A 23546-nucleotide genomic window follows, 5' to 3' on the forward strand; every position below is an offset into this window, starting at 1 on the left:
GGAACTATGGGCAAATTAGCAAGGGTAGGGATGACAACATTAATATCCCTGGGAATGACGATGATATTACCTACGGCAATGGCGGAGAATATCAATATGCCAAATAAGGATGTTACGGCCCAGCAAACGCAGCCGTCGTTTATCGCGGCCGGAAAAGTTGTGCAGGTTACTTTCGGCGATTTTGCCTTCAAACTGGATTTCACCGACGACAAAACCATGACCTTTACGGGGGTTGGCGCGGCCTCTCAGGGCGTAACCGACACCGTTCAGTATACGGCGGTTGAGATACGTCCCAAGGTCTACATGGTTTACTGGAGCGAACCCAAGTCCGGCGATAATGTCACTCATGTCGAGGATTTTCAGCGGGGTGAGGTCTACACCAATATCGCCAGTAAGGATGGGACTTTCACCCATCTGAAAGGGCAATTGAAAATCATAGGTCACTCAGGAAAATAAAGGAGCTACAATGAAAAAGGTATTTATCCCTTTGGTTATCGTCGGCAGTATGCTGGCTAATTACCCTGCATTGGCGGTTAAAAACAGCGAGCCTCATAAAGTCGCTGGAAATAAAAACATTCAGGATCAAAAGAAATTAAAGGTAGTGGAAGATCTGTACGCCGGTTTCTTTAATAAGCATGATATCAGCGTGGCGCAGCGGCTGATAGTGGAAAACTACAAGCAACATAATCCGTTTGTTGGCGATGGCATTAAACCGTTCCTGGATTTCTTCAGCCAGAATTTTAAAGATAATCCACAGTTCAGCGCGAAAATATACCGCAGTGCAGTGAGCGGCGACCTGGTGTATGTCCACGTATTGTATAAAAACAATCCACAAGACCGCGGTACCGCCAGCGTGGATATTTATCGGGTGAACAATCAGGGTAAAATCACCGAACACTGGGATGTCAATCAGGAAGTGCCGGAGAAATCGGCCAACGACAACACCATGTTCTAACGCAACAGGGCCGCTCCGGCGGCCCTGTTACTCATCTGCGCCCATTCTCGACCTGTTTGAACTGCCTGCGTACCTGTAAGCAATTGAGCAGCACCAACACCGCCGTGACGGCAAATACCCAGCGGAACCCCATCAGCGCCGAAACCCCAGAACCAATCAACGGACCGACCACGTTGCCAAGATACATAAACGACTGGTTATAGCCGAAGATACGGCCGGTGACCTGATCGGAAGAGTACTTCAACAACAGCGTCTGTACCGCAGGCATCAGGGCACCGTCGGCAAAGCCCAGCAGAAAACGCAGGATCCCCAACTGGAGCGGTGTTTCCACCCAGGCCATGATGGCGAACAGCAGGGTGGTTAGCCCCAGCGCCGCCAGCAGAATGCGTGCGGTGCCAATACGATCGCCCAGCCGGCCGAGGCGTGGTGCGGAAATCAACGCCGCCACCCCAGGCACGGCGGCAATCATGCCGCTAATAAAGGCGATATTACCGCTATCACCTGACAACTCTTTTATAAACAGCGTCAGTATCGGGCTGATGGAGGAGTTGGCAAGTTGGATCATCAGGGTGCTGATAAACAGCGTTACAATCAGCGCAGGATAGGGCAGCGACTGGAAAACGGCCTTGCCGCTCAATCGGTCGGCTTTTTTTACCTCGATACGCCGCTCTTTTATCAGGAACAAGGTAATCAAAAAGCTGACGAACATCAGCCCAGCGGTAACGAAAAACACCACGCGCAACCCCAAGTGGTCCGCCATCAGCCCGCCGAGCAGCGGGCCGGCTATCACTCCGGAAATTTGACCGGTGGACAAGGTGCCCAGCGCCCAACCGCTTTTATCGCGCGGCACCTGCGAGGCAACCAGCGCCATTGCATTGGGGATATAGCCGGAGGTCAGGCCCATCAACGCACGCAGCGCAAACAGCTGATAAACGTTAGTGACCATGCCCTGCAGTGCAATGACAATAGCCATGCCCAGCGAGGCGCGCAACAGCATCAGCTTGCGGCCTTTGCGGTCCGCCAGGCTGCCCCACAGCGGCGACACCAGTGCAGACACCAAAAAAGTGCCGCTGAACACCAGGCCCGACCAAATGCTGAGTGACTGGTGACCGCTGACGCCGAGCTGTTCGACGTACAGCGGCAGAAAAGGGAGGATTTGGCTCATTGCCAGCCCGGTGAAGAAACAGCCGAGCCAGACCGAAATCAGATTGAGTTTCCACGCTTCCATCAGCTTGTCGTACCACTTTGAATTAGGAGGGAATTATTGAGCAAGATAATAATAACACCGGTTACCAGGGCATGACGGATGAAATAAGTGAACAAAAGTAAAACCTGCCGGTTGGCGGATGGCTCTGTAACGGCGGTATCCCGCGCTATGGCGCCGTAATGCTACTGTAAAATGATCACCGGTAACGCAAGATTGCCGGTTGCCATCGGCGATGCCGTCATGGTGCTATAGCAAGGAATCAGCATTGTTCAGGAGACGCGGGAAATGACGTTTACGCTGCGAGAGATGGGGGCGGCCGATGTAGCGCCCGTACATCTACTGTCGCAAAAAATACAGTGGCCGCATCGGCTGGAAGATTGGCAGCAAGCGTGGTCATTGGGTGGCGGGGTGATCGCTGAAGTCGAGGGAGACGTGGTTGGCTGCGCCTTGCGCTGGCTATGGGGCGACCAACGGGCCACGCTAGGGTTGGTGATTGTTGCAGAGCAATGTCGTGGGCAAGGTATCGCCAGAGCCATGTTGCAGCAGATGATAGCGCCTTTGCCCGACTATCAGCTTCATCTGGTAGCGACCGATCAAGGCAAACCGCTGTACCAAAAATTGGGGTTTATCGATCAGGGATTACTGGCGCAGCACCAATGCCGGGAGATGCCGGCAGGCCATACCGCACCTTTGCCAAAGGGGGCAAGGCTACGGCCGGCCTTGCCGCAGGATCTTGCCACCCTGGTTGAGCTGGATTTGGCCGCCAGTGGCCTCAGCCGCCAACCCCTGTTGGCCGCAATGTTGGCAAGCGCCGAACAGGCTTTGGTGCTGGAGCAGCAGGGGATTGCCGTCGGATTTGCCTTCCGACGTCGTTTTGGTCACGGCAACATGATTGGCCCAGTGGTTGCGCCTGATCTAACGGGGGCCATTGCCATGGTTGACGCCTTATGCCTGCCTTGTCAGGGCGAGTTTGTGCGGGTGGATACTCCTCTGGCCAGCGGCCTCAGCCCTTGGCTGGCCGAGCGCGGTTTACCCTGTGTCGATACGCCGACCATGATGGTGCGTAGCGTGCCCCATAGACCGGATTGCGACGTTGCACTGACATTTTCACTGGTTTCGCAAGCCTGGTCATAAAATTGAAATTAAGGGTTCAGGGTGGTGCATCGCCCGATGCATTGCCCAAATGTTGTGCAATAGTTATCAACTGATGACTATGTTGTAACCGCAGGTTTTTGTCGTTCCTGCGCCGCCGTACGCCGTCGCGCGTGAAATTTCCCCTGCAATCCGCAATTGGCACAGGCCATGCATTGTCATCATCTCGCTTTGTTATCTGAGTAACAGAGTGGGGTTTGGTGACAACTCAACAACAGCGGGCGAACTATGGCAGAGCATCCAGATGTGATGGCACAAATAGAAGCGTCATTTGCGGTGCAAACTCCCACCGGGAAACGCATTGCCGGATATCTGCTGGCCAATTTGCCGCAGGTGCCGTTTGAGACCGCCGACAGCATTGCTCGTAGCACCGCGACCAGCGGTATTTCGGTCGGGCGCTACCTGCGCAGCCTGGGTTACCGCAACCTTGAGGACTTAAAGCGCACCTTGCGCGAGCAGGGTACGGCTTTGCGTCAACCCTGGGGCGTGACCGATCGCCTGGGGGCTTACCGCCGCCGGCGCGAACAGCCGCAACCCCAAAAATTACGTCAGTCATTAACGCTGGAGCTGGAAGCGATCGAACACGTTTACCAATTGGCCGGCGGCGAAGCCTTTGCGCAGGTCAGCCGTCAGTTGGCGCAGGCGGAAGCGGTGTTTGTCGTGGGCATACAGTCTACGCGCGGCATTGCCAATGCCTTTTACAGCCATCTGGAATATCTGCGGCCCAAGGTCTATTACGCGGACGGGTTATCCGGCACCTATGTGGAGTCGCTAAATTCGGAATTCAGTGCGCCATACCTGGTGCTGACGGACACGCGCGCGTATTCGACCATCGCACAAAAATACTGCCAGGCGGCCTGTGCGCGTGGGCTGCGGCTGGCGCTGATTACCGATATTTACTGCCCCTGGGCTCGGGATTACCCGATCGACCTGCTGCAGGTAAAAACCGACACCGGTCAGTTTTGGGATTCGCTGGCCCCGCTCAGTTGCCTGTTCAACCTGCTGCTGTCTTCGGTGCTGGAACAGGGCGGTACAGCGGTCGAGCAACGGCTGGCAAGCAACCGAATGCTGCAAAAAGAGCTGGGGCAATTTGAATCTTAACCGTATGGGAAAACGCAATGAGTGACAATGTAACATTAACCGATCTGGCCGAGGCCTTCCCTGGTCTGCCGATTGAGTTGAAATATGCCGGCGCCGACAACCTGACGGGCCGGGCGATTTATCGCGAGAGCCGCTGCCTGCTGCATCCTGATGCGGTGCAGGGGCTGTCGCGTTGCCTGCTGGCGGCGCGGCTGGCCGGTTTTTCCCTACTGGTGTTTGACGCTTATCGACCGCAGCAGGCGCAGGCATTGCTGTGGCAAGCCTGTCCGGATCCGCAATATGTCACCAGCACCTTGACCGGATCGCATCATAGCCGGGGTGTCGCGATCGACGTGACGCTTTTGGACGCCGAGGGTATCGCTCTGGATATGGGCACCGGCTTTGATGAAATGAGCGAAAAATCACACCCGTTTTATCCCGATTTCCCTCCGGAGGTGCAGCGCAACCGGCTGCTGCTGAATGCGGTGATGGCCGCCGGAGGTTTTCGCGGGATCGCCAGCGAATGGTGGCACTTCGAGCTGCCCAACGCCGGGGATTATCCGCTGCTGGCCGATCGCTTCGGCTGTTTTTCTTACGACTAAAACAACACACATTCAACGCATCAGGAGCTTTGTTTATGAATCAGATCAAATACGCCGCTCTGGCGGCTGCAGTGACGTTGGGCCTGACGGTAGCCGGGCCGGTACAGGCGGCGGTGCCCAAAGACATGCTGGTGATTGGCAAAGCGGCCGATCCGCAAACGCTGGATCCGGCGGTGACTATCGATAACAACGACTGGACGGTGACCTACCCGGCCTATCAGCGACTGGTGCAGTACAAGACCGAAGGCGGAAAAGGTTCGACCCAGGTGGAGGGTGAGCTGGCCGACAGCTGGACCAGTTCAGACGACCAACTGGTCTGGACCTTTAAGCTAAAACCCGGCAACAAGTTTGATGACGGTTCGGACGTGAACGCCGAGGCGGTCAAATGGTCGTTCGAGCGTCTGATGAAGATTGGTCAGGGGCCGTCAGAGGCCTTCCCGAAAGACCTGCAGGTCACGGTGGTGGATCCGCTGACGGTGCGTTTCACTCTGAAAACGCCGTTTGCGCCGTTCCTGTACACCTTGGCCAATGACGGTGCCGGCATCGTTAATCCGGCGATTGCCAAGGCGAATCCGGCAGACGAGGGCAAGGCCTGGCTGGCGAACCATAGTGCCGGTTCTGGGGCGTACAAACTGGATCGCTGGCAGAAGGGCCAGCAGTTGGTGCTGGTGCCTAACCCGCATTACAGCGGTGCCAAACCGGCGTTTAAACGCGTCACGGTGAAAATCATCGGCGAAAGCGCCACCCGCCGTCTGCAACTGACCCGAGGCGACCTGGATATTGCCGAATCGCTGCCGATTGACCAGCTCACGGCGCTGAAAAGTGAAAACAAGGTTGCGGTCAACGAGTACCCGTCGCTACGGGTGACCTATTTGTACCTTAACAACGGCAAAGCGCCGCTTAACCAGGTGGATCTGCGTCGCGCCATCTCTTACGCCGTGGATTATCAGGGCATGGTGAAGGGCATTCTCGGGGGCAACGGCAAACAGATGCGCGGCCCGATCCCGGAAGGCATGTGGGGCTATGACGCCAATGCCCAGCAGTACAGTCAGGATGCGGACAAGGCCAAGGCAGCACTGGCGGCGGTGAAAGACAAACCCGCTTCGCTGAACTTCCTGTATTCGATCAGTGACCCTAACTGGGAGGCGATTGCGCTGTCGGTGCAGGCGAGCCTGGCGACGGTCGGCCTCAACGTCAAACTGGAGAAGCTGGCTAACGCCACCATGCGGGATCGCATCGGTCAGGGCAATTACGATATCGCCATCGGGAACTGGAGCCCGGATTTCGCCGACCCCTATATGTTCATGAACTACTGGTTTGAATCCGACAAGAAAGGGCTGCCGGGCAACCGGTCGTTCTACAGCGATCCGCAGGTGGATGCCCTGTTGAAGAAAGCGGTATCGGTGTCCGATCAGCAGGTTCGCACCGCGGATTACCAGGCGGCGCAGAAAATCGTCATCGACCAGGCGGCCTACGTCTATCTGTTCCAGAAAAACTATCAGGTGGCGATGAACAAAGAGGTGAAGGGCTTTGTGTATAACCCGATGCTGGAGCAGGTGTTCAACGTTGGGCAGATGAGCAAGTAATTTTTTTCGGGCAGCCGTTTGGCTGCCCCTGCACCATGGGAAACCGCTATGAACGTTTGGAGCCTTATCCGTCAGCGCTGCTGGGGGTTGGTGCTGGTGATGTTCGGGGTGTGCGTGATCACCTTTACCATCTCGCACCTGATCCCCGGCGATCCGGCGCGCCTGCTGGCCGGTGACCGCGCCAGCGAGGAAATCGTCCAGCATATTCGCCAACAGCTGGGGCTGGACCAGCCGCTGTATGTGCAATTTGGCCGCTACGTGCTGGATTTGCTGCATGGCGATTTGGGGACTTCCATTCGCACCGGACGGCCGGTGCTGGAAGATCTGCGCGCCTTCTTTCCCGCCACGCTGGAGCTGGCTTTTTGCGCTTTACTGTTGGCGATCGCGTTTGGTGTCCCGCTTGGGGTGGTGTCGGCAGTGTATCGCAATAAATGGCCCGATCATCTGGTGCGGTTGTTGTCGGTGACCGGCATCTCCACCCCGGCGTTCTGGCTGGGGTTGGGGGTGATTATCCTGTTCTACGGGCAACTGAATCTATTGCCCGGCGGCGGCAGACTGGACGACTGGCTGGATCCTCCCACCCACATCACCGGGTTTTACCTGCTGGACTCCTTGCTGACCGGCAACGGCGAGGCGTTCTGGAACAGCCTGCAACACCTGATCCTGCCGGCGCTGACGTTAGCCTTTGTTCATCTTGGGGTAGTGGCGCGCCAAATCCGCTCGGCGATGCTTGAACAATTGGGGGAAGACTATATCCGCACGGCCCGTGCCAACGGCCTTTCGCACTGGCGAGTGGTGCTTGGGCATGCGTTGCCCAACGCGTTGATCCCCTCGGTGACGGTGTTGGGGCTGGCTTTGGGGGACTTACTCTATGGCGCGGTGCTGACCGAAACGGTCTTCGCCTGGCCGGGCATGGGCGCTTACGTGGTGGATTCCATTCAGGCGCTGGACTTTCCGGCGGTGATGGGGTTTGCCGTGGTGGTCTCTTTTGCCTACGTGATGGTTAATTTGATCGTCGATCTGCTCTACCTGTGGATCGACCCAAGAATGGGGCGCGAGGGATAATGACAATGACTCAAATCGAACAACCACCGATCGCGGAACCCGTATTGCGCTATCTCAGCCTGCGCCGCGCCTGGTACCGGGTTCGGCGGAGTCCGCTGACGCTGCTGGGTGCCGCCATCATGATAGCCGTGCTGTTCCTGATGCTGTTCTCGCCGTGGCTGGTGCCGCATAACCCGGACGCCATTGACCTAACCGCGCGCTTACTGCCGCCTTCGCCCGAGCACTGGTTCGGTACCGACGAAGTGGGCAGGGACCTGTTCAGCCGAGTCCTGGTTGGCAGCCGTCAATCGGTGGCCGCCGGGCTGGCGGTGGTGGTTTTAGCGGGGAGCATTGGCTCGCTGCTCGGCTGTTTCTCCGGCGTGATGGGCGGTACGGTTGATGCGTTAATTATGCGCTGCATGGATATCATGCTGTCGGTGCCGTCGCTGGTGCTGACCATGGCGCTGGCGGCGGCGTTGGGCCCCAGTTTGTTCAACGCCATGTTGGCGATTGCCGTAGTGCGCATTCCTTTCTACGTGCGGCTGGCGCGCGGCCAAACGTTAACGCTGCGTCATCAGGCGTATATGCAAGCGGCGCGCACCTTTGGCGCTTCGCGCTGGCATCTGATTGGCTGGCACGTGCTGCGCAATGTGATGCCGCCGTTGGTGGTGCAGGCGTCGCTGGATATCGGTACCGCAATCCTGATGGCGGCTACGCTGGGCTTCATCGGCCTGGGTGCCCAGCAACCGACCGCCGAATGGGGCGCTATGGTGGCCAATGGACGCAACTATGTGCTCGACCAATGGTGGTATTCGGCCTTTCCCGGCACGGCGATCCTGATCACCGCCACCGGTTTCAACCTGTTCGGCGACGGTCTGCGCGACCTGCTGGATCCTAAAACCCGGGGGCGCTGATGAGTGAAACCACCGTTTTATCAATCGATGAATTGCAGCTGGAGTTTCCGGTTTACGGCGGCAGCGTCAAGGCGCTCAATCGCGTTTCGTTGCAGGTCAAGGCGGGTGAAATCGTCGGCGTGGTGGGCGAGTCCGGCTCCGGCAAGTCGGTCACTGCGATGATGACGTTACGGCTGCTGGCGGAAGAGGGTTACCGCGTGACCGGCGGTTCGCTGGAGATGCTGGGCACCGACGTGCTTAACGCCAGCGAGCGGCAAATGCGCCAGTTGCGCGGTGCGCGGGTGTCGATGATTTTTCAGGAACCCATGAGTGCGCTTAATCCAACGCGCAAGATCGGCCGCCAGATGTGCGAGGTGATCCGCCTGCACCAGCGACTTTCCGCCTCGGCGGCTCGCGACAAGGCGATTCAGCTGTTACAGGAAATGCAGATTGCCGATGCACAGCGGGTGATGGAGCGATATCCGTTTGAGCTGTCCGGCGGTATGCGCCAACGGGTGCTGATTGCCATGGCGTTTTCCTGCGAACCGGAACTGATCATCGCTGACGAACCCACCACTGCGCTGGACGTCACGGTCCAGCGTCAGGTGTTGCGTTTGCTACAGCAGAAGGCGCGAGCCAGCGGCACGGCGGTGCTATTTATCACTCACGATATGGCCGTGGTGTCGCAACTTTGCGACCGGGTGTATGTGATGTACGCAGGACACGTGATTGAGAGTGGCGCAACCGCCAATGTGATTGAGCATCCCAGTCATCCGTACTCCATTGGGCTATTGCTGGCGGCGCCGGAGCGTGCCGAACCGCGCAGCCTGCTGCAGGCTATCCCCGGTACGGTGCCCAATCTGAGCGCGTTACCGCCAGGCTGCGCTTTCAGCAACCGTTGCCGCCATGCTGACGCTCAGTGTCGGCATACGCCAAGACTTACGCCATTGGTGGCAGAGCCGAGCCAAAGGGTAGCCTGTTGGCATCCGCAGTCTGTCGATTTGGAGGTGCAAAATGAACGTTGAGGCACTGCTGGAACTGCGCGACGTGCGATTACGTTTCCCCGCCAGCTATAACTGGCGCGGCAAGCCGCGAGAGTATGTTCATGCGCTCAATGGGTTGGATCTGAACATTATGCGCGGCGAAACCTTGGGCATCGTTGGCGAGTCCGGCTGCGGCAAAAGCACCCTGGCGCAGTTGCTGATGGGGTTGTTGAAGCCCAGCAGCGGCGAGCTGCTGCGGGCGCGCAATGCCGGCTCCTGGTTTGGCAGCGGTATGCAAATGGTGTTTCAGGATCCGCAGTCATCGCTCGATCCGCGCCTGCCGGTATGGCGAATTATCACCGAGCCGGTGTACGTGCAGCAACACAACAGCGTGGCGGAACGACGGGCGCAGGCGGCGGAGTTGGCTCAGCAGGTGGGACTGCGGCCGGAGGCGATTGACCGGTTGCCGCACGAGTTTTCCGGCGGACAGCGACAGCGTATCTCCATCGCCCGCGCACTGTCGTCGCAGCCGGACATCATCGTGCTGGACGAACCTACTTCGGCGCTGGATATTTCGGTGCAGGCGCAGATCCTCAACTTACTGGTGGAACTGCAACGTCAGCGCAACCTGACTTATGTGTTGATCTCGCATAACGTCTCGGTGATCCAGCACATGAGCGATCGGGTAGCGGTAATGTATCTGGGGCAGATTGTCGAATTGGGGCCGACCGCACAGGTGTTGCGCCAGCCGCAGCACCCTTACACCCGGTTGCTGCTGGATTCGGTGCCCCGTACCGGCCGTTCACTGAGCGACAGCACAATTGAAGACCGCAAAGGGGAATTACCGGGCAACCGTCAGTTGCCACTGGGTTGCTTTTTTCGCGAACGTTGCCCTTACGCCGGCGAGGGGTGCCAGCGACCGCAAAGTTTGAGCGTCAACTTGGGCGGCACGGCGGTGCGTTGCCATAAGGTAGGATGACGGCGATACGCTCAGCGGATAATGCCGCGCGTCGAGCGTGTGAAGAAGTCGAGGAACAGGCGTAGCAATGGGTATTCCACGCTCAGGTGGATAACCTCTTGCCGTACATCCTCCAACGCCATCGACCGGTGATACAGCATATCGTAGAGAGCGTGAATAACTCGCTGTTGTTGCGGATCGGCGGCCAGAAAAGCCGGCGCTGCCAGATGCAGGCCGTCAGGTTTGGCGCGATGGCCGCCGGCCTGAACAAAGGGCGGCAGATCCTGCACCAGCAGGGCACCGTCGGCAACTTTTGCATGGGCACCGATAATGCAAAATTGGTGTACCGCGCACCGGGCGCCGACCCATGCAGCATCGCCCATCTCAACATGCCCGGCCAGGCCGCTGTGCTCGCCGACGTAAGCACCGTTTCCGATGACGCAGTCGTGGGCAACATGCACATTATTCCGCAGGTGATTGTCGTTACCGATGACGGTGCGCTGGCGCCCCTGTACCGTGCCGCGATGTAGGGTGGCGTAATGGCCTATACGGTTACGATCGCCAATGATTAACGAGGTCGGTTCATCGGCATACTTCAAATCCTGGCTGGCTTCGCCGATCGAAGAAAACGAGCCGAAAACGTTGTTGCGGCCGATACGGGTCAGGCCGTTAATTACAGAGTGCGAGGCAACAGTGGTGCCTTCGCCTATCTCAACCCCGGCGGAGATGACGCAAAAAGGCCCGATACGCACGTGCGCACCGATCATCGCGCCGGGCGCGATCAGGCTGTTGTCTGCAATAAGGGCAGAGGGAGAAATCATCACGTTTCCTGATGGCGGCGTGTGGCTATCCATCAGCCAGGCCAGTCATCGGTTAATTATTAAGCCGGATTCTGGATTAATTGGGGGAAACAGGAACGCGTGGGCAGGAAGTTTGCCTTCCGGTCGGTGTGACAAGGTTTGTCTGCGGCAAGCATAAGCCGGTATTTGCCTCAGACCGCTACCTTATATTTTATTTATTTTGTGAACCTTTGGGTAATAACGGGATGTTACCACCGGCGATTTCAACCCTTTGCTCTGCAGGGCTGAAAATGGTCAGGCTGACAACGGTCAATTCCGTCGCCAGCGAATGCCATAACTCAGGGCAGTGGCCAATCGGTAGGGGTGTTACTGACGACCTCGACATACATGTCCCAGGCGTGGGACCAGAATTGCGTAAAGCCTTCCTGACTGAAGCTAATCCCCATCAGGCCCATCACGAACCAGCAGGTGGTGAACAACCCGAGGCTGCTGAACATAAATGCCATGCCGTTGCGGCTGGTCTTACGGCAAACGACGTTTAGCTGGCTGGCCATAAACATCATAACGGCGCTAAGTAACTCCCAGCGCATCATAATAAAACCTGTGGCAATGGCACTCATCGAACGGGATCCTTGGTGATAAAGCTGCTCCCGGCGAGCGGCCGGAAGGTCAGGGCAATGGGTGAAATAATGTGATCTGCGTCACATTGTAGCACCGGGGGAAATCGCTGCTCAATCCCTGAGCGGGAGAAAAATCGGCATTTGGTAACATTCCAACATGCTGAAACATTTATGCCATTTCATTAGCAACCTTTTAATGGGGAGCGCAAACCAATAACGCTATGCTTGCCGACTTTTCACTGCCCTGATTTATCTTGGGAAAATGTGACGTCTGACAGGTAACTCGCCACGTATGGCCCTATTAAAAGATAAAATTCGCGACCATTCCGCCGAAGAAATGTTGTTTATACGCCGCGCCGGCGTGGCAATGGTGTTGGTTGTCGCCTGTTTTGGCGTGTTGATCCTCAACCTGTACCGCCTGCAGGTAAAACAGCATGCGTTCTACCAGACGCGATCCAATCAAAACGACATCAAGATGGTGCCGATTGCCCCCAGTCGCGGGCTGATTTTCGACCGCAACGGCATTCCGCTGGTGCGTAACATTACGCTGTATCAGATCCAGATTATCCCCAGCAAAATCGACAATATGACTGCGCTGCTGCAGGCGCTGACGCCGATTGTCGATCTGACCCCCGAAGACATCGCCGCTTTTCGCGATGACATGCACCACAATGGCCGCTATAAGCCGGTCACCTTGAAAAGCGGACTGACGGAAACCGAGGTGGCGCGCTTCGCGGTCAATCAATACCGTTTTGACGGGGTGACGATTGACACCTATCAGCAGCGGGAATATCCCTATGGTGCCGAACTGGCCCACGTGGTGGGTTACGTGTCTAAAATCAACGATGGCGATTTGAAGCGGCTGGACAAGGCGGGCCTCAGCGAGAACTATGCCGCCGACCACAATATCGGCAAGCAGGGCATCGAGGCTTATTATGAGTCAGAGTTACATGGCACCACCGGTTATCAGGAAGTCGAAGTGGATAACCACGGTCGCGTGATACGCCTGCTGAAAGAACAACCGCCACAGGCGGGCAAAAACATTTACCTGACCCTCGATCTGCCGCTGCAGCAATATATCGAATCGGTGCTTAAAGGGCAGCGGGCGGCAGTGGTGGTGGAAGACCCGCGCGACGGTGGCATTTTGGCCATGGTCTCCAGCCCCAGTTACGATCCCAACCCTTTTGTGAAAGGCATCAGCTATCCCGCGTATAAAGCTCTGCTGAGCAACCCCGATCTACCGCTGATTAACCGCGTCACGCAAGGGCTTTACCCACCGGCATCCACGGTGAAGCCTTACATGGCCACTTCCGCGCTGTTTGCTGGAGTGATCACCCCCAACACCACCTTCTTTGGCGCGCCGACCTGGACCTTACCGGGTACCCAGCGCCGTTATCGTGACTGGCTTAAAACCGGGCATGGCATGCTGAACGTGACCAAGGCGATAGAGGAGTCCGCCGATACCTTCTTTTATCAGGTGGCGTTTGAAATGGGCATTGACCGTATTCACAGCTGGCTAAGCCAGTTTGGTTACGGTCAGGCGACCGGGATTGACCTTAACGAAGAGTATCGCGGCGTGCTGCCAAGCCGCGAATGGAAACAGCGGGTGCATAAAAAAGCCTGGTATCAGGGGGACACCATCTCGGTAGGCATCGGCCAAGGATATTGGGTGGCTACGCCGATCCAGATGGTGAAGGCGTTAACGACGCTGATCAACAACGGCAAGGTGAAAACGCCCCATTTGTTGTACTCCATGCGGCAGGGCAACCTGGTGAGCCGCTACCAGCCACCGGTAGAGAGTGCACAGATTGGTTATGCCAAATCGCCGTACTGGGGCATCGTTCGCAATGGCATGTACGGCATGGCCAATCTGCCAAACGGCACCGGTTATAAGCTGTTCCATACTGCGCCGTATCAGATTGCCGCCAAGTCCGGGACTTCACAGGTGTTTGGTCTGAAAGAGAATCAGACTTATAACGCCAAAATGATCCCGGTACGGCTGCGCGACCATATTTTCTATACGTTGTTCGCGCCTTATAAAAATCCGCGGGTGGCGATGGCATTAATTCTGGAAAACGGCGGTGGTGACGGTGTGGTCGCGGGGCCGACGGCCCGGGCGATCCTCGACCATATTTTTGACCCGGCCAACGCCCCGCAGCCTGAGGATAACCAGAAAGTTAAACCGGAGTTAAACGACAGCGCGGATGTGCAACAGTAAACGCGTTTGCTTTTACTTTCTTACAAACTGCAATCTTCTAACTATTTCTGTCAGGGTAGACTGAAATAATCACATAACTTTAATAAAAACGCAGGGTTAACAGTGGCGCCATTAACAAAAAAAAGCGGTAAAAATTATTCGACCCTTCGCTTTGGCTGGATTTGCGGCGGGATCCTGGTTTGCTTTTTCCTGCTGGCCTTTCGGGTCGGCTATTTGCAGTTGCTGGAGCATCAGCAGTTGGCGGATCAGGCGGATCAGCGTTCGATTCGCACCGAGGTGCTGCCCACCAACCGGGGGATGATCACCGACCGTAACGGCGAGGCCTTGGCCGTCAGCGTGTCTTCGAAAGATATTGTGTTGGATCCCAAGCATATTCTCGACACCCATACCGATATCGGCAATGAACGCTGGCAGAGCCTGGCCAACGTGCTGAAAATGCCGCTAACCGAGGTGCAAAAGCTGATCCAGGCTAATGCCCACAAGCGTTTTGTCTATCTGGCGCGCAAAGTCGAAGATGATAATGCCGATTACATCAGCAAGCTGCGTTTAACCGGCGTCAGTACCCTGCAGGACTTTAGCCGTTTCTACCCGATGAGCCAGGATGCCGCCGGGCTGATCGGCATTGTCGGGCAGGACAATCAGGGTCTTGAAGGTATCGAGCTGGGCTTTAACCGCCTGCTGCAAGGCAAGAACGGCCTGCGGGTTTACCAGAAGGACGGCAGCGGGGCGGTGATTGGCGTGATCAAGAACGTCGATCCTGTGCCGCCGCCGAATGTCACGCTGAGTATTGATAAATTCATCCAGTACGTGCTGTACGCGCAAATTCGCGACGGCGTGGTGGCAAACCAGGCCGATTCCGGCTGTGCGGTGCTGGTAAAAGTGAATACCGGTGAAGTGCTGGGGATGGCCAGCTACCCGTCATTCAACCCGAACAACTACGCCAATACCCCGGCCAAAGATATCCGCAACGTGTGCAGTAGCGACAGTTTCGAACCGGGTTCTACCGTGAAGCCGGTGGTGGTGATGGTCGGGCTGGAACACCGGTTGATTAAGCCGGATACCGTACTGGACACCACGCCTTACCGGGTCAATGGTCATTTGATCAAGGACGTAGGCCACTGGTCGAAATTGACCATTACCGGCGTGCTGCAAAAATCCAGCGACATCGCCGTTTCACATATTGCGCTGGCGCTGCCCGCCACCGTACTGCCTGCGGTTTACAAGAGCTTTGGCTTGGGCAGACCGACCGACCTGGGCATCGGCAACGAAAGCAGCGGTTATTTGCCGCAGCACCGCGAACGCTGGGCTGACATCGAACGCGCAACCTTCTCGTTTGGTTATGGTTTGCGTGTGACCCCGTTACAGATGGCGCGTGAATACGCGGCTATCGGTTCCTATGGCGTTTATCGGCCATTGTCGATCACCCGAGTGACGCCACCGGTGATGGGGCAGCGCATTCTGCCGGAAGATACGGTAAAAACCGTGGTGCATATGATGGAAAGCGATGCCTTACCGGGGGGCAGCGGGGTCAGCGCTGCGGTACCAGGTTACCGTTTGGCGATTAAAACCGGTACCGCAGAGAAAATGGGCACCAACGGCAAATACGACGGTGGTTACATTAACTACACCGCCGGCGTGGCGCCCGCCAGCGATCCGCAGGTGGCGCTGGTGGTGATGGTCAACAACCCGAAAGCAGGCAAGCACTTCGGTGGTTCGGTGGCTGGCCCGGTGTTCGGCAAGATCATGGCGCAGGTATTGGAACATATGAATATCTTGCCTGATGCCCAGCCGTTGAACGTCGTTTCCCAGGTTAAAGGCTAACCTGATGTTCCCCCTCTGTGGAGGGGGAACCAGTCACTTTTTCAACGTCGCAAGGTGGGCCTGTACCCATTCGACATCACGAGTGAAGTTAAGATAAATCTGGCGGTTTTATTAAAAAGGGGAATATTTTTTAAGCGTCGATACTTTGTCTGGGCGGGAATATTTATAGATAAGACAATCTGATTAATTCGATAAAATAAGAAAATCTGACGCACCAATGCGTGGCGAATAAAATAAATTCGGCCGGGTATTTTCAATTGAAAACAACCCGGCTTAAAAATATTAACGGCTGGTTTGGTGGCCGATGATACCGCCCAGCGCTGCGCCGCCCAAGGTACCCAGCGTACTGCCGTCGGTCAATACTGCGCCACCCAGGGCGCCAACGCCGGCACCGATAGCGGTGTTGCGATCGCGGTGAGACATATTCCCACATGCGGTGACAGAAAGTGTTGCCATGATGATAACCATCACGCCTGCGGCACGTTTAAGGTTCATAAGAGTTTCCTGATAAATTGCCTAATTAACAGACAAAGAAAGCACTGATTAATCGGCCAGTAGAAGTTGAGATGAATGTATTCTGCCGAAAGAAAATAGAACAGGTAAATATTCTTAATTTTGTGCCATCGGATTTTATTTAATCGCCATTTTACTTTGGGGTGATGATTAAATCGCCAGCCTGTTATCTCTTGGGGCAGGTTGGATAATCCTTAAAACGCGTTAAAAATCCTAAGGCCGAGGGTTATGGGCTATGACGCGTTCCGGCCTGCATTGGCGTACGGATACCGCTGGGTGTTGGCGCCACTGCTTCTGGTGCTGGTTGTCCCTGACAGAGAGCATTTTTTTGCATTGCGGTAATGCAACTGTGTAAGTTACATTAGCGATACTGAGTTGTGATCTGCATCACAGATTGAAATCAAGCAAAAATAACCTTAAGAAATTCCAGGGAAATTTTCCTTTCTGGGCAGGCTTTTTGCTGCTTAAAAACCAGGAGACAACGATGTTAGAAATACTAGAGAGTTTGGCCACCGTGGTGATCATGGTGCCGGTAATGATAGCCCTGTTGCTTGGCTCGATTTATGGCTTGGGTGAACTGTTTAATCTGTTTTCTGCCGTGGGCGGGAAAAAGAGCTGACGCTGAAATAATGTTCGAGGGGCGCAATGCCCCCCGATGCAGGTTTAAAGTACCGTTGCCAGGAAATCACGCGTTCTTTGATGTACCGGTTCATCCAGCACCTGTTTTGCCGTCCCCGTTTCTACCACTTTTCCTTGATCCATAAAGATGATTTGGTCCGCCACTTCGCGGGCAAAACCGATCTCATGCGTCACCACCACCATAGTCATGCCAGAGTGCGCCAGGCCTTTCATCACCTGCAGCACTTCGCCAACCAATTCGGGATCGAGCGCAGAAGTGGGCTCATCGAACAGTAGCACCTCTGGCGTCATCGCCAGGGCGCGGGCGATCGCCACTCGCTGTTGCTGTCCACCAGAAAGCTCGCGTGGCCAGGCGTGAATGCGATGTTCCAGCCCGACGCGGGCCAGCAGCGCTTTTGCCCGTTCCACCACCAGACTTTTCTTTTCCTTTTTGACCAGCAGCGGGGCCTCAGTGACGTTCTCCAGCACTGTGCGGTGCGGGAATAAATTGAACTGTTGGAACACCATACCGATGCTTTTACGCTGTTCGGCCACTTCGCGTTCCTTCAGTTCATACAGCTGGTTGCCTTTTTGGCGGTACCCGATGAGTTGCTCGCCCACCCGAATGGTTCCGCCGTCGAGTTTTTCCAGGTGATTGATGCAGCGCAGCAAGGTCGACTTCCCCGAACCGGAAGGGCCGAGGATCACCGTTACCGAGCCTGCCGGGATCTGCAGGCTGATATTTTTCAACACTTCGGTGCCGGAAAATGACTTGCGCACCTGGTTGATCTGAATGGCGGCGCTCATGATTGTGCCTCCTGTGACGGACTGGATGCGGCTTTGCGGGGACGGAACAGCCAGTTGCTGCGCACCGCCTGGCTACCTCGACCAAAATAGCGTTCAACATAGTACTGGCCGATCGACAAAATCGAGGTCATCACCAGATACCACAACGTGGCAACCAACAGCAGCGGGATCACCTCATAGGTGCGCTGATAGATGATCTGCGCCGAATAGAGCACGTCCTGCAGGGCAATCACCGACACCACCGCAGTGGTTTTAAGCTGCCCGATCACCTCATTGCCGGCAGGGGGCAAAATGGTGCGCATGGCCTGCGGTAAAACTACGCGCCACAGGATTTGTCCACGGCGATACCCCAAGGCCTTGGCGGCCTCCAGCTGGCCACTGCCGACGCTTTGGATACCGGCGCGCACAATCTCCGCCGCATAAGCCGACTGATGCATCACCAGGGCGATCACCGCCGCGCTGAAGGTACTGATGATGGTGTTGGTCGGAGCGCTGGCCACTTCACCCAGGAAGGGGATCCACAGACTGATGCGCGGGTAGAGTGCGGCGATGTTGTACCACAGGAAAAGCTGCACCAGCATCGGCACCGCGCGGAAGAACCAGGTATAAAACCAGCTCACCGCCACCAGCACCGGGTTGGCCGACAGACGCATCAACGCCAGCAGCACGCCCCCGGCGAAGCCGAAGATCACCGAAATCACGGTGAGCTTCAGCGTCATGATCACGCCATTGATAATCGACGCTTCGGTAAAGTTTTCCGCCACCACCGCCCATTCGAAGCGAGGGTTATGCAGCATCGAATTGGCGATAATGCCGACGATCAGCAGCACCAACAGGGCGCTGAACCAGCGCCCATAATGCCGATGACCGACGATGCGCAGTTCGGCATCACCGGTCGCTTGTGGCCCATTCATTTTGCAATCTCTTCATTGATGCCAGCGGTTTTCACTGCGCCGAAGCCGATATCCCAACCGTCGAGGATTTTCTGGTAGCTGCCGTCGGCAATCAGCGAGTTAAGCGCCGCCTGCACCGGTTTCACCAGGTCGGAACCTTTCGGCAAGGCGATGGCGACCGTGGTGCCTTCAATGTTGATGTCGCCTGCCAGCGCCAGCGGTTTAACGTGGGTAGCCTGATAACGCAGGCCTTCATACGGACCAAAGAACATCGGCACGCGTCCGCTGATTACGGCCTGAACACCGGCCGGACGGTCGGGGAAAATCGGAATGGTGATCGCCGGTTTTCCGCCGCTGACGCAGCTGTCGCTGGCCTGCTGCAAGCGGGTAATTTGTGAAGTGCCCGCCCCGGCGCCGACGGTTTGTCCACAAAGCTGCGCCAGCTCGGTGTAAGGGCCGAGGGCGGCATCTTTACGGGCGATCAGCGCCAGCTTGGACGCGTTGTAATAGCCGACAAAATCGACCTGTTGGAAGCGCTTCTTGTTTGCGTCGATATTGGCCAGGGCAACGTCATAACGGCCGGATTTAAGGCCGGGGATGATATTGTCGAAGCCGCCGGTATCCTTCCAGTGGATTGCCACGCCGAGGCGATCGGCGATGGCGCTCATCACGTCGATTTCACGCCCGGCCAGCGTTTTGTTGTCGGCTTCATAGAAGGTGGTCGGGGGCGTATTGGGGTTGGTGCCCGCCACGATGTAACCGGCTTTTTTTATTGCTTCCGGCAGGCTGTCGTGCAGTGCGGGATCGGCGCTGGCTTTTACCGCGGCGCGGAAGGGCACATCGCCTTCAGCGGCATAACCAACGGCCAGCGGAGCCAAGGTAGCGCCGGCCAGCAGCAGGGAGAGTACGGTGCGTTTGAGGTTGGTTTTCATCATGTTCCCCTGCGAATTAAGCCGATTTTACGTTAGCGAAGTTGATTGCCGGTTGCGGCAGGCCCAGGTTTTCACGCAGGGTTGAATACTGATATTCCTCGCGGAACAGGCCGCGACGGCGTAGCTCCGGGATCACCAGTTCGACGAACAGTTCCAACTGATTCGGCAATACCGCAGGCATAATGTTAAAGCCGTCGGCACCTTGCTGTTCCAGCCACAGCTGGAAGTCATCGGCGATCTCTTCGGCGGTTCCCACCACCACGCGATGCCCGCGCGAACCGGCAGCAACCGCCGCCAGTTCACGCAGCGTCAGGTTTTCGCGTGCCGCCAGATCGGTCAGCAGCTTCACCCGGCTCTGGCCGCCTTCGGTCGCGCCGACGTCCGGTACCGGGCCATCGAGCGGGAAGCCGCTAAGATCGAAGCCGAAGCGGGCGGAAAGCTGTTCAATGCCGTTATCGATATCCACCAGTTGATTGAGCTGATACCAGGTTTCCTGCGCCTCGGCTTTGGTGCGGCCCACGATCGGCATCACGCCCGGCAGGATCAGCAGGTGATCCGGGTTGCGGCCGGCATCGGCGACAAATTTCTTCTGGCTGCGATAGAAGGCCTGGCCTTCCTCCAGCGTGGCGGCGGCGGTAAACACCACCTCGGCGGTCTCTGCGGCCAGCTGTTGTCCGGCCGGCGAAGAACCGGCTTCGATGATCACCGGGCGCCCCTGTGGCGAACGGGCAATGTTCAGCGGGCCTTGCACCGAGAAGTGCTTGCCTTGGTGGTTGGCCGCGTGGATTTTCTCGTCAATGGCATACACGCCACTGTGCTTGTCACGTACGATAGCCCCTTCCTCCCAGCCGTCCCACAGCTTGTAGCTGGCTTCGAGAAACTCTCGTGCCACTTCATAACGCTCTGCGTGCGAAGGCAGATCGTCACGGCTGAAGTTACGTGCCGCGTCACTGGAGAATGACGTCACCACGTTCCAGGCGGCGCGGCCGTGGCTGATGTGATCGATAGAGGCCATGGCGCGCGCCAGGTGGAAAGGCTGGTCGAAAGTGGTGGAGGCGGTGGCCGCCAGGCCGATGTGTCGGGTTCTGACCGCCAGCGCCGCCAGCAGCGTCAGCGGCTCCAGGCGGGACAGGGTGGAAGGCAAGCGGTGCACGCTGGTCGCCAGCGCATCGCCGACGAAGAACATATCAAAGGTGCCTTCTTCGGCCTTTTGGGCGATCCAGGTGAACCAGTCAATGTCCGTAGGCGAGCCGCTGGCCCCTTCGGCACGCCAGCCGCCGACGTGATGGCCCAGAGCTTGAACAAACAGGCCGAGACGTAATTGACGCGATGGTGTTGAAGGTGAAGTACTCATAATTATTCCTATATTTATTATTGGTTTAATAATTCGATTAAACGGCTCAGCGCGGCGGGCTGCGTTAGCGCGCAGTCCTCGATCACGCGGTCACCGTTCAAATGCGGCAGCAATAGCAGGATGCTGCGCAGTTTCGCACCGACGTCGGTCTGTCGGGCGGCGGTTTGCTTTCTTGTGACAATGTCACTTAACTGGCGGCCGTCGTGCAGCGTTAGCGTGACGCGGTGGAAGCGTAACTCCGCATCCAGCTCGTCTGGCGGTGCCGTCAGGTCGGCATGGCGTTCAACCCGTGCCGCCAGGGCTGAAATATTTGGGTCAACGGGGGCCTCACCGTAGTGCATTAGCGGCACGCTGCCGCTGTACAACGCATCGGCGATGACGTATTCCAGGCTAAAACGCGCCTCAACGCCGGTTGACGGGCGGCGAATATAGGGAGCGGTATCGGCACCGGGTGGAAAACTGACCTGGATCTTGGCGATGGCAGCGGAAATATCCTCGACGGCAATGCCTTGTTCGAGCAGGCGTTCGCGCAGGATAAATGCGGCCTCCGCAGCGCTGTGGGTACCGCCGCAGGTGGGATAGCGTTTAAATTCCAGCCCCGGTTGCAGGATACGCCACGGCGCCCCCCAATCGGCCGTCAACAGCTCGGGCCGCTGCCGTCCGTCGCCATGCGAGCTCAACAGGCTGTCTATCACGCCTTCCGGCTGCCCGGCAAAACCCAGCTGCGCCAGCAGCACGGCATTGACTGCCGCCCGAGCGGCGATCCCTGCGTGCAACGGCTTGGCGGCTGACCCGAACTGACTGCGCAGCCCAGCGGCCTGGGTGGCCGCCAGCCCAAGGGCGATCTGCGTTTGGTGCAGCGTGAGGTGTAAATAGCGTGCCGCCGCCGCAGTGGCGGCAACGGCACCAAGGGTGGCAGTGCTGTGAAATCCCAACTGATAGTGCTGAGTACCGGCAGCCAGCCCCAGTCGCCCGGCTGCCTCTACGCCAATGACATAGGCGGTCAGTAGCGCGTCAACGTCGGGGTTATCGTCGGTCAATGCCAGCAGCGCAGAGAGCACCACCGTGCTGGGGTGCCCGCGCAGCGCGGGGTGATAATCGTCAAAATCCAGCGAATGGCTGATATAGCCGAAATAGAGCGCACGGTTCTCGGCACTGGCAGGCGGGAACACTTTTTTTACCGCTGCCAGGCCGCTGTCGGTGAGTACGCCCTGGGCGATCGGCAACGCGCAGGCAAAATAATCTATCAGCCCAAGGCGGGCGGCCGACAGGGCTGATGCTTCGGGCCGGCTATCCAGCACCAAATGGGCAAATTGAGCGGTTATGAGCGATGACAAGATATAAAACCTGATTTTTTATGCGGTTATGCGCCGGCCTGCGATTCAGATTTCATTGTGTGGCGATTTCATTAGCCCCGAAAGAACGAACGGAAATTTCATATTTCAAAATGGAATATGGTGGATGCCGATCCCGGCAATAAAGCTGGCTCAATACCGCGGGGCATCTGGCTTAGTCATTTTAAGGCAAAGCAAAGTCGCCATTTGGCTTAAGAAAAAAGGGCGCTAAAGCGGGAAAAGTTGTTCACTCAGCAGATCGATAAACACCCGCAGTCGGGGCGTCAGGTGCTTGCTGGAGGGCCAGAGAATTTTAAAGCTGCCCGTGTGCCGGCAATGCGCACCGAGCAGTTGCTGAAGACGTTGCTCAGCCAGCGACTGCTTTACCGCAAAGTCAGGCAGGCAGGCAATGCCCTGGCCCTGTTCTGCCAAATAGATCAGCGTATCGACGCTGTTGCACACTGCGCTTGCATGCAGACCGTCGCCGAGCATTTTATCCCAGTCCATTACCGGCCAGGCTTCGACTTTGCCGGTGGTGGGGAATTTGTACAGCAAGCAGGCGTGCTGACGCAGATCGTCCGGGCATTGTGGTGTGCCGGCCTGACGCAAATAGGCGGGCGAAGCGACCAGTTGCAGATGAAAACTGCCCAGTTGGCGGCTCATTAATCTTGAGTCTTCCGTTTCCCCAACACGGATCACCGCGTCGAATCCTTCCTCGATTACCTCAACACGACGGTCGGAAAAGTCCAGTTCAAGTTCAATTTCGGGATATCGACGAATAAACGTCGCCAGCACCGGGTTGAGCAGTCCGCCGACCAGGGGCAAGCTGACGCGAAGTTTGCCACGCGGGGCGCTGCGAGTGTCGCTGAGTTCCTGTTCCGCCGCCGCCATTTCTCCGAGGATCCGCTGGCAACGCTGCAAGAAAAGCCGACCTTCGGCCGTCAAAGTCATGCTGCGGGTACTGCGATGGAACAATCGCACGCCCAGACGGGCCTCCAATCGGGCAACGCTTTTACCGATTGCCGAAGCGGATACGCCCAACAGGCGTCCGGCCTCGACAAAACTGAGCGCTTCTGCCGCCTGAACGAAGGCGGAGATCCCGGCCAGATTATCCATCTCGTGCCTCCTATTACGGACGTTAATGTCCGTTATGAAGGGAAATCTAGCCTGTTTTTC

Annotated in this window: 23 protein-coding genes; 13 read left to right on the forward strand and 10 right to left on the reverse strand. The window is 57.0% G+C overall.

Features of this window, described 5'->3' with window-relative positions; genetic code table 11:
• Positions 1–6 precede the first annotated feature (6 nt).
• A complete protein-coding gene (locus AAZT04_RS07500; RefSeq protein WP_020826818.1) occupies positions 7–456 on the forward strand; it encodes a MoaF-related domain-containing protein in 450 nt (149 codons plus the stop codon).
• Positions 457–466: 10 nt separating this feature from the next.
• Positions 467–955 (forward strand): nuclear transport factor 2 family protein, encoded by a 489-nt coding sequence (locus tag AAZT04_RS07505; protein WP_020826819.1) that lies wholly within the window; start codon positions 467–469, stop codon positions 953–955.
• A gap of 31 nt (positions 956–986) precedes the next feature.
• Here the strand turns inward: AAZT04_RS07505 and AAZT04_RS07510 are convergent, their stop codons facing one another.
• The gene (locus AAZT04_RS07510) at positions 987–2183 is read right to left on the reverse strand and encodes a multidrug efflux MFS transporter (protein WP_142815229.1); all 1197 of its coding nucleotides are present in this window, start codon (positions 2181–2183) and stop codon (positions 987–989) included.
• 264 nt (positions 2184–2447) lie between these two features.
• On the opposite strand from AAZT04_RS07510, the gene AAZT04_RS07515 reads away from it, so the two are divergent.
• The 8 genes from AAZT04_RS07515 (at position 2448) to AAZT04_RS07550 (ending at position 10481) form a co-directional block, all read left to right on the forward strand.
• Positions 2448–3296 carry a GNAT family N-acetyltransferase gene (locus tag AAZT04_RS07515; protein ID WP_434679472.1) on the forward strand — a complete coding sequence of 283 codons (849 nt, stop codon included), beginning with the start codon at positions 2448–2450 and terminating at the stop codon, positions 3294–3296.
• Between the two features lie 246 nt (positions 3297–3542).
• A complete protein-coding gene (locus tag AAZT04_RS07520) occupies positions 3543–4415 on the forward strand; it encodes a MurR/RpiR family transcriptional regulator (protein WP_129982883.1) in 873 nt (290 codons plus the stop codon).
• Between the two features lie 17 nt (positions 4416–4432).
• Positions 4433–4996 carry a D-alanyl-D-alanine dipeptidase gene (gene ddpX, locus AAZT04_RS07525; protein ID WP_434679474.1) on the forward strand — a complete coding sequence of 188 codons (564 nt, stop codon included), beginning with the start codon at positions 4433–4435 and terminating at the stop codon, positions 4994–4996.
• A 35-nt stretch (positions 4997–5031) separates the two neighbouring features.
• Entirely contained in the window at positions 5032–6582 is a 1551-nt protein-coding gene (locus tag AAZT04_RS07530) for an ABC transporter substrate-binding protein (RefSeq protein ID WP_115058858.1), read from the forward strand.
• 48 nt (positions 6583–6630) lie between these two features.
• Positions 6631–7647 (forward strand): ABC transporter permease, encoded by a 1017-nt coding sequence (locus tag AAZT04_RS07535; RefSeq protein ID WP_044550981.1) that lies wholly within the window; start codon positions 6631–6633, stop codon positions 7645–7647.
• Between the two features lie 5 nt (positions 7648–7652).
• Positions 7653–8540 (forward strand): D,D-dipeptide ABC transporter permease, encoded by an 888-nt coding sequence (gene ddpC / locus AAZT04_RS07540; RefSeq protein ID WP_020826826.1) that lies wholly within the window; start codon positions 7653–7655, stop codon positions 8538–8540.
• Positions 8540–9544: an ABC transporter ATP-binding protein gene (locus AAZT04_RS07545; RefSeq protein WP_130015715.1), complete on the forward strand. Its 1005-nt coding sequence runs from the start codon at positions 8540–8542 to the stop codon at positions 9542–9544. Before ddpC ends, AAZT04_RS07545 begins: the two co-directional genes overlap by 1 nt.
• Positions 9534–10481 carry an oligopeptide/dipeptide ABC transporter ATP-binding protein gene (locus tag AAZT04_RS07550; RefSeq protein WP_046373591.1) on the forward strand — a complete coding sequence of 316 codons (948 nt, stop codon included), beginning with the start codon at positions 9534–9536 and terminating at the stop codon, positions 10479–10481. The genes AAZT04_RS07545 and AAZT04_RS07550 overlap by 11 nt, the downstream gene beginning before the upstream one ends.
• A gap of 11 nt (positions 10482–10492) precedes the next feature.
• Here AAZT04_RS07550 and lpxA read toward each other — a convergent pair whose 3' ends face one another.
• Both lpxA and AAZT04_RS07560 read right to left on the reverse strand, forming a co-directional pair.
• Positions 10493–11281: an acyl-ACP--UDP-N-acetylglucosamine O-acyltransferase gene (lpxA, locus tag AAZT04_RS07555; RefSeq protein ID WP_129982881.1), complete on the reverse strand. Its 789-nt coding sequence runs from the start codon at positions 11279–11281 to the stop codon at positions 10493–10495.
• Positions 11282–11598: 317 nt separating this feature from the next.
• Complete coding sequence (locus AAZT04_RS07560) at positions 11599–11880, reverse strand: YjcB family protein (protein WP_020826830.1); 282 nt, start codon at positions 11878–11880, stop codon at positions 11599–11601.
• A 292-nt stretch (positions 11881–12172) separates the two neighbouring features.
• Here AAZT04_RS07560 and mrdA point away from each other — a divergent pair, with 292 nt between their 5' ends.
• The gene (gene mrdA, locus AAZT04_RS07565; RefSeq protein WP_434679479.1) at positions 12173–14098 is read left to right on the forward strand and encodes a penicillin-binding protein 2; all 1926 of its coding nucleotides are present in this window, start codon (positions 12173–12175) and stop codon (positions 14096–14098) included.
• Between the two features lie 102 nt (positions 14099–14200).
• A complete protein-coding gene (locus AAZT04_RS07570) occupies positions 14201–15919 on the forward strand; it encodes a penicillin-binding transpeptidase domain-containing protein (protein WP_434679481.1) in 1719 nt (572 codons plus the stop codon).
• Positions 15920–16201: 282 nt separating this feature from the next.
• On the opposite strand, the gene osmB is transcribed toward AAZT04_RS07570, so the two are convergent.
• Complete coding sequence (gene osmB / locus AAZT04_RS07575; RefSeq protein ID WP_020826833.1) at positions 16202–16414, reverse strand: osmotically-inducible lipoprotein OsmB; 213 nt, start codon at positions 16412–16414, stop codon at positions 16202–16204.
• 502 nt (positions 16415–16916) lie between these two features.
• On the opposite strand from osmB, the gene AAZT04_RS07580 reads away from it, so the two are divergent.
• A complete protein-coding gene (locus AAZT04_RS07580; protein WP_020826834.1) occupies positions 16917–17051 on the forward strand; it encodes an AcrZ family multidrug efflux pump-associated protein in 135 nt (44 codons plus the stop codon).
• A gap of 44 nt (positions 17052–17095) precedes the next feature.
• On the opposite strand, the gene AAZT04_RS07585 is transcribed toward AAZT04_RS07580, so the two are convergent.
• From AAZT04_RS07585 to AAZT04_RS07610, 6 genes are all read right to left on the reverse strand, one after another.
• A complete protein-coding gene (locus AAZT04_RS07585) occupies positions 17096–17857 on the reverse strand; it encodes an amino acid ABC transporter ATP-binding protein (protein ID WP_020826835.1) in 762 nt (253 codons plus the stop codon).
• Entirely contained in the window at positions 17854–18771 is a 918-nt protein-coding gene (locus AAZT04_RS07590; protein ID WP_020826836.1) for an amino acid ABC transporter permease, read from the reverse strand. Before AAZT04_RS07590 ends, AAZT04_RS07585 begins: the two co-directional genes overlap by 4 nt.
• Entirely contained in the window at positions 18768–19682 is a 915-nt protein-coding gene (locus AAZT04_RS07595) for an ABC transporter substrate-binding protein (RefSeq protein ID WP_048758998.1), read from the reverse strand. The genes AAZT04_RS07590 and AAZT04_RS07595 overlap by 4 nt, the downstream gene beginning before the upstream one ends.
• A gap of 16 nt (positions 19683–19698) precedes the next feature.
• Complete coding sequence (locus AAZT04_RS07600; protein WP_048758995.1) at positions 19699–21036, reverse strand: LLM class flavin-dependent oxidoreductase; 1338 nt, start codon at positions 21034–21036, stop codon at positions 19699–19701.
• A 17-nt stretch (positions 21037–21053) separates the two neighbouring features.
• On the reverse strand, positions 21054–22373 hold the full coding sequence (locus AAZT04_RS07605; RefSeq protein ID WP_048758993.1) for an MmgE/PrpD family protein: 1320 nt from the start codon (positions 22371–22373) through the stop codon (positions 21054–21056).
• A gap of 225 nt (positions 22374–22598) precedes the next feature.
• Positions 22599–23486 carry a LysR family transcriptional regulator gene (locus tag AAZT04_RS07610; protein ID WP_048758992.1) on the reverse strand — a complete coding sequence of 296 codons (888 nt, stop codon included), beginning with the start codon at positions 23484–23486 and terminating at the stop codon, positions 22599–22601.
• Between the last annotated feature and the right edge of the window lie 60 nt (positions 23487–23546).

The organism is Serratia sp. Je.1.23.a, from assembly GCF_051129805.1.
In the GTDB taxonomy this organism is placed as follows: Bacteria; Pseudomonadota; Gammaproteobacteria; order Enterobacterales; family Enterobacteriaceae; genus Serratia; species Serratia liquefaciens.

Bases quoted from the DNA above. Each gene is read 5' to 3' on its own strand.
- AAZT04_RS07500 (WP_020826818.1), top strand. From the start codon at position 7: ATGGGCAAATTAGCAAGGGTAGGGATGACAACATTAATATCCCTGGGA.
- AAZT04_RS07505 (WP_020826819.1), top strand. From the start codon at position 467: ATGAAAAAGGTATTTATCCCTTTGGTTATCGTCGGCAGTATGCTGGCT.
- AAZT04_RS07510 (WP_142815229.1), bottom strand. From the start codon at position 2,183: ATGGAAGCGTGGAAACTCAATCTGATTTCGGTCTGGCTCGGCTGTTTC.
- AAZT04_RS07515 (WP_434679472.1), top strand. From the start codon at position 2,448: ATGACGTTTACGCTGCGAGAGATGGGGGCGGCCGATGTAGCGCCCGTA.
- AAZT04_RS07520 (WP_129982883.1), top strand. From the start codon at position 3,543: ATGGCAGAGCATCCAGATGTGATGGCACAAATAGAAGCGTCATTTGCG.
- ddpX (WP_434679474.1), top strand. From the start codon at position 4,433: ATGAGTGACAATGTAACATTAACCGATCTGGCCGAGGCCTTCCCTGGT.
- AAZT04_RS07530 (WP_115058858.1), top strand. From the start codon at position 5,032: ATGAATCAGATCAAATACGCCGCTCTGGCGGCTGCAGTGACGTTGGGC.
- AAZT04_RS07535 (WP_044550981.1), top strand. From the start codon at position 6,631: ATGAACGTTTGGAGCCTTATCCGTCAGCGCTGCTGGGGGTTGGTGCTG.
- ddpC (WP_020826826.1), top strand. From the start codon at position 7,653: ATGACTCAAATCGAACAACCACCGATCGCGGAACCCGTATTGCGCTAT.
- AAZT04_RS07545 (WP_130015715.1), top strand. From the start codon at position 8,540: ATGAGTGAAACCACCGTTTTATCAATCGATGAATTGCAGCTGGAGTTT.
- AAZT04_RS07550 (WP_046373591.1), top strand. From the start codon at position 9,534: ATGAACGTTGAGGCACTGCTGGAACTGCGCGACGTGCGATTACGTTTC.
- lpxA (WP_129982881.1), bottom strand. From the start codon at position 11,281: ATGATTTCTCCCTCTGCCCTTATTGCAGACAACAGCCTGATCGCGCCC.
- AAZT04_RS07560 (WP_020826830.1), bottom strand. From the start codon at position 11,880: ATGAGTGCCATTGCCACAGGTTTTATTATGATGCGCTGGGAGTTACTT.
- mrdA (WP_434679479.1), top strand. From the start codon at position 12,173: ATGGCCCTATTAAAAGATAAAATTCGCGACCATTCCGCCGAAGAAATG.
- osmB (WP_020826833.1), bottom strand. From the start codon at position 16,414: ATGAACCTTAAACGTGCCGCAGGCGTGATGGTTATCATCATGGCAACA.
- AAZT04_RS07580 (WP_020826834.1), top strand. From the start codon at position 16,917: ATGTTAGAAATACTAGAGAGTTTGGCCACCGTGGTGATCATGGTGCCG.
- AAZT04_RS07585 (WP_020826835.1), bottom strand. From the start codon at position 17,857: ATGAGCGCCGCCATTCAGATCAACCAGGTGCGCAAGTCATTTTCCGGC.
- AAZT04_RS07590 (WP_020826836.1), bottom strand. From the start codon at position 18,771: ATGAATGGGCCACAAGCGACCGGTGATGCCGAACTGCGCATCGTCGGT.
- AAZT04_RS07595 (WP_048758998.1), bottom strand. From the start codon at position 19,682: ATGAAAACCAACCTCAAACGCACCGTACTCTCCCTGCTGCTGGCCGGC.
- AAZT04_RS07600 (WP_048758995.1), bottom strand. From the start codon at position 21,036: ATGAGTACTTCACCTTCAACACCATCGCGTCAATTACGTCTCGGCCTG.
- AAZT04_RS07610 (WP_048758992.1), bottom strand. From the start codon at position 23,486: ATGGATAATCTGGCCGGGATCTCCGCCTTCGTTCAGGCGGCAGAAGCG.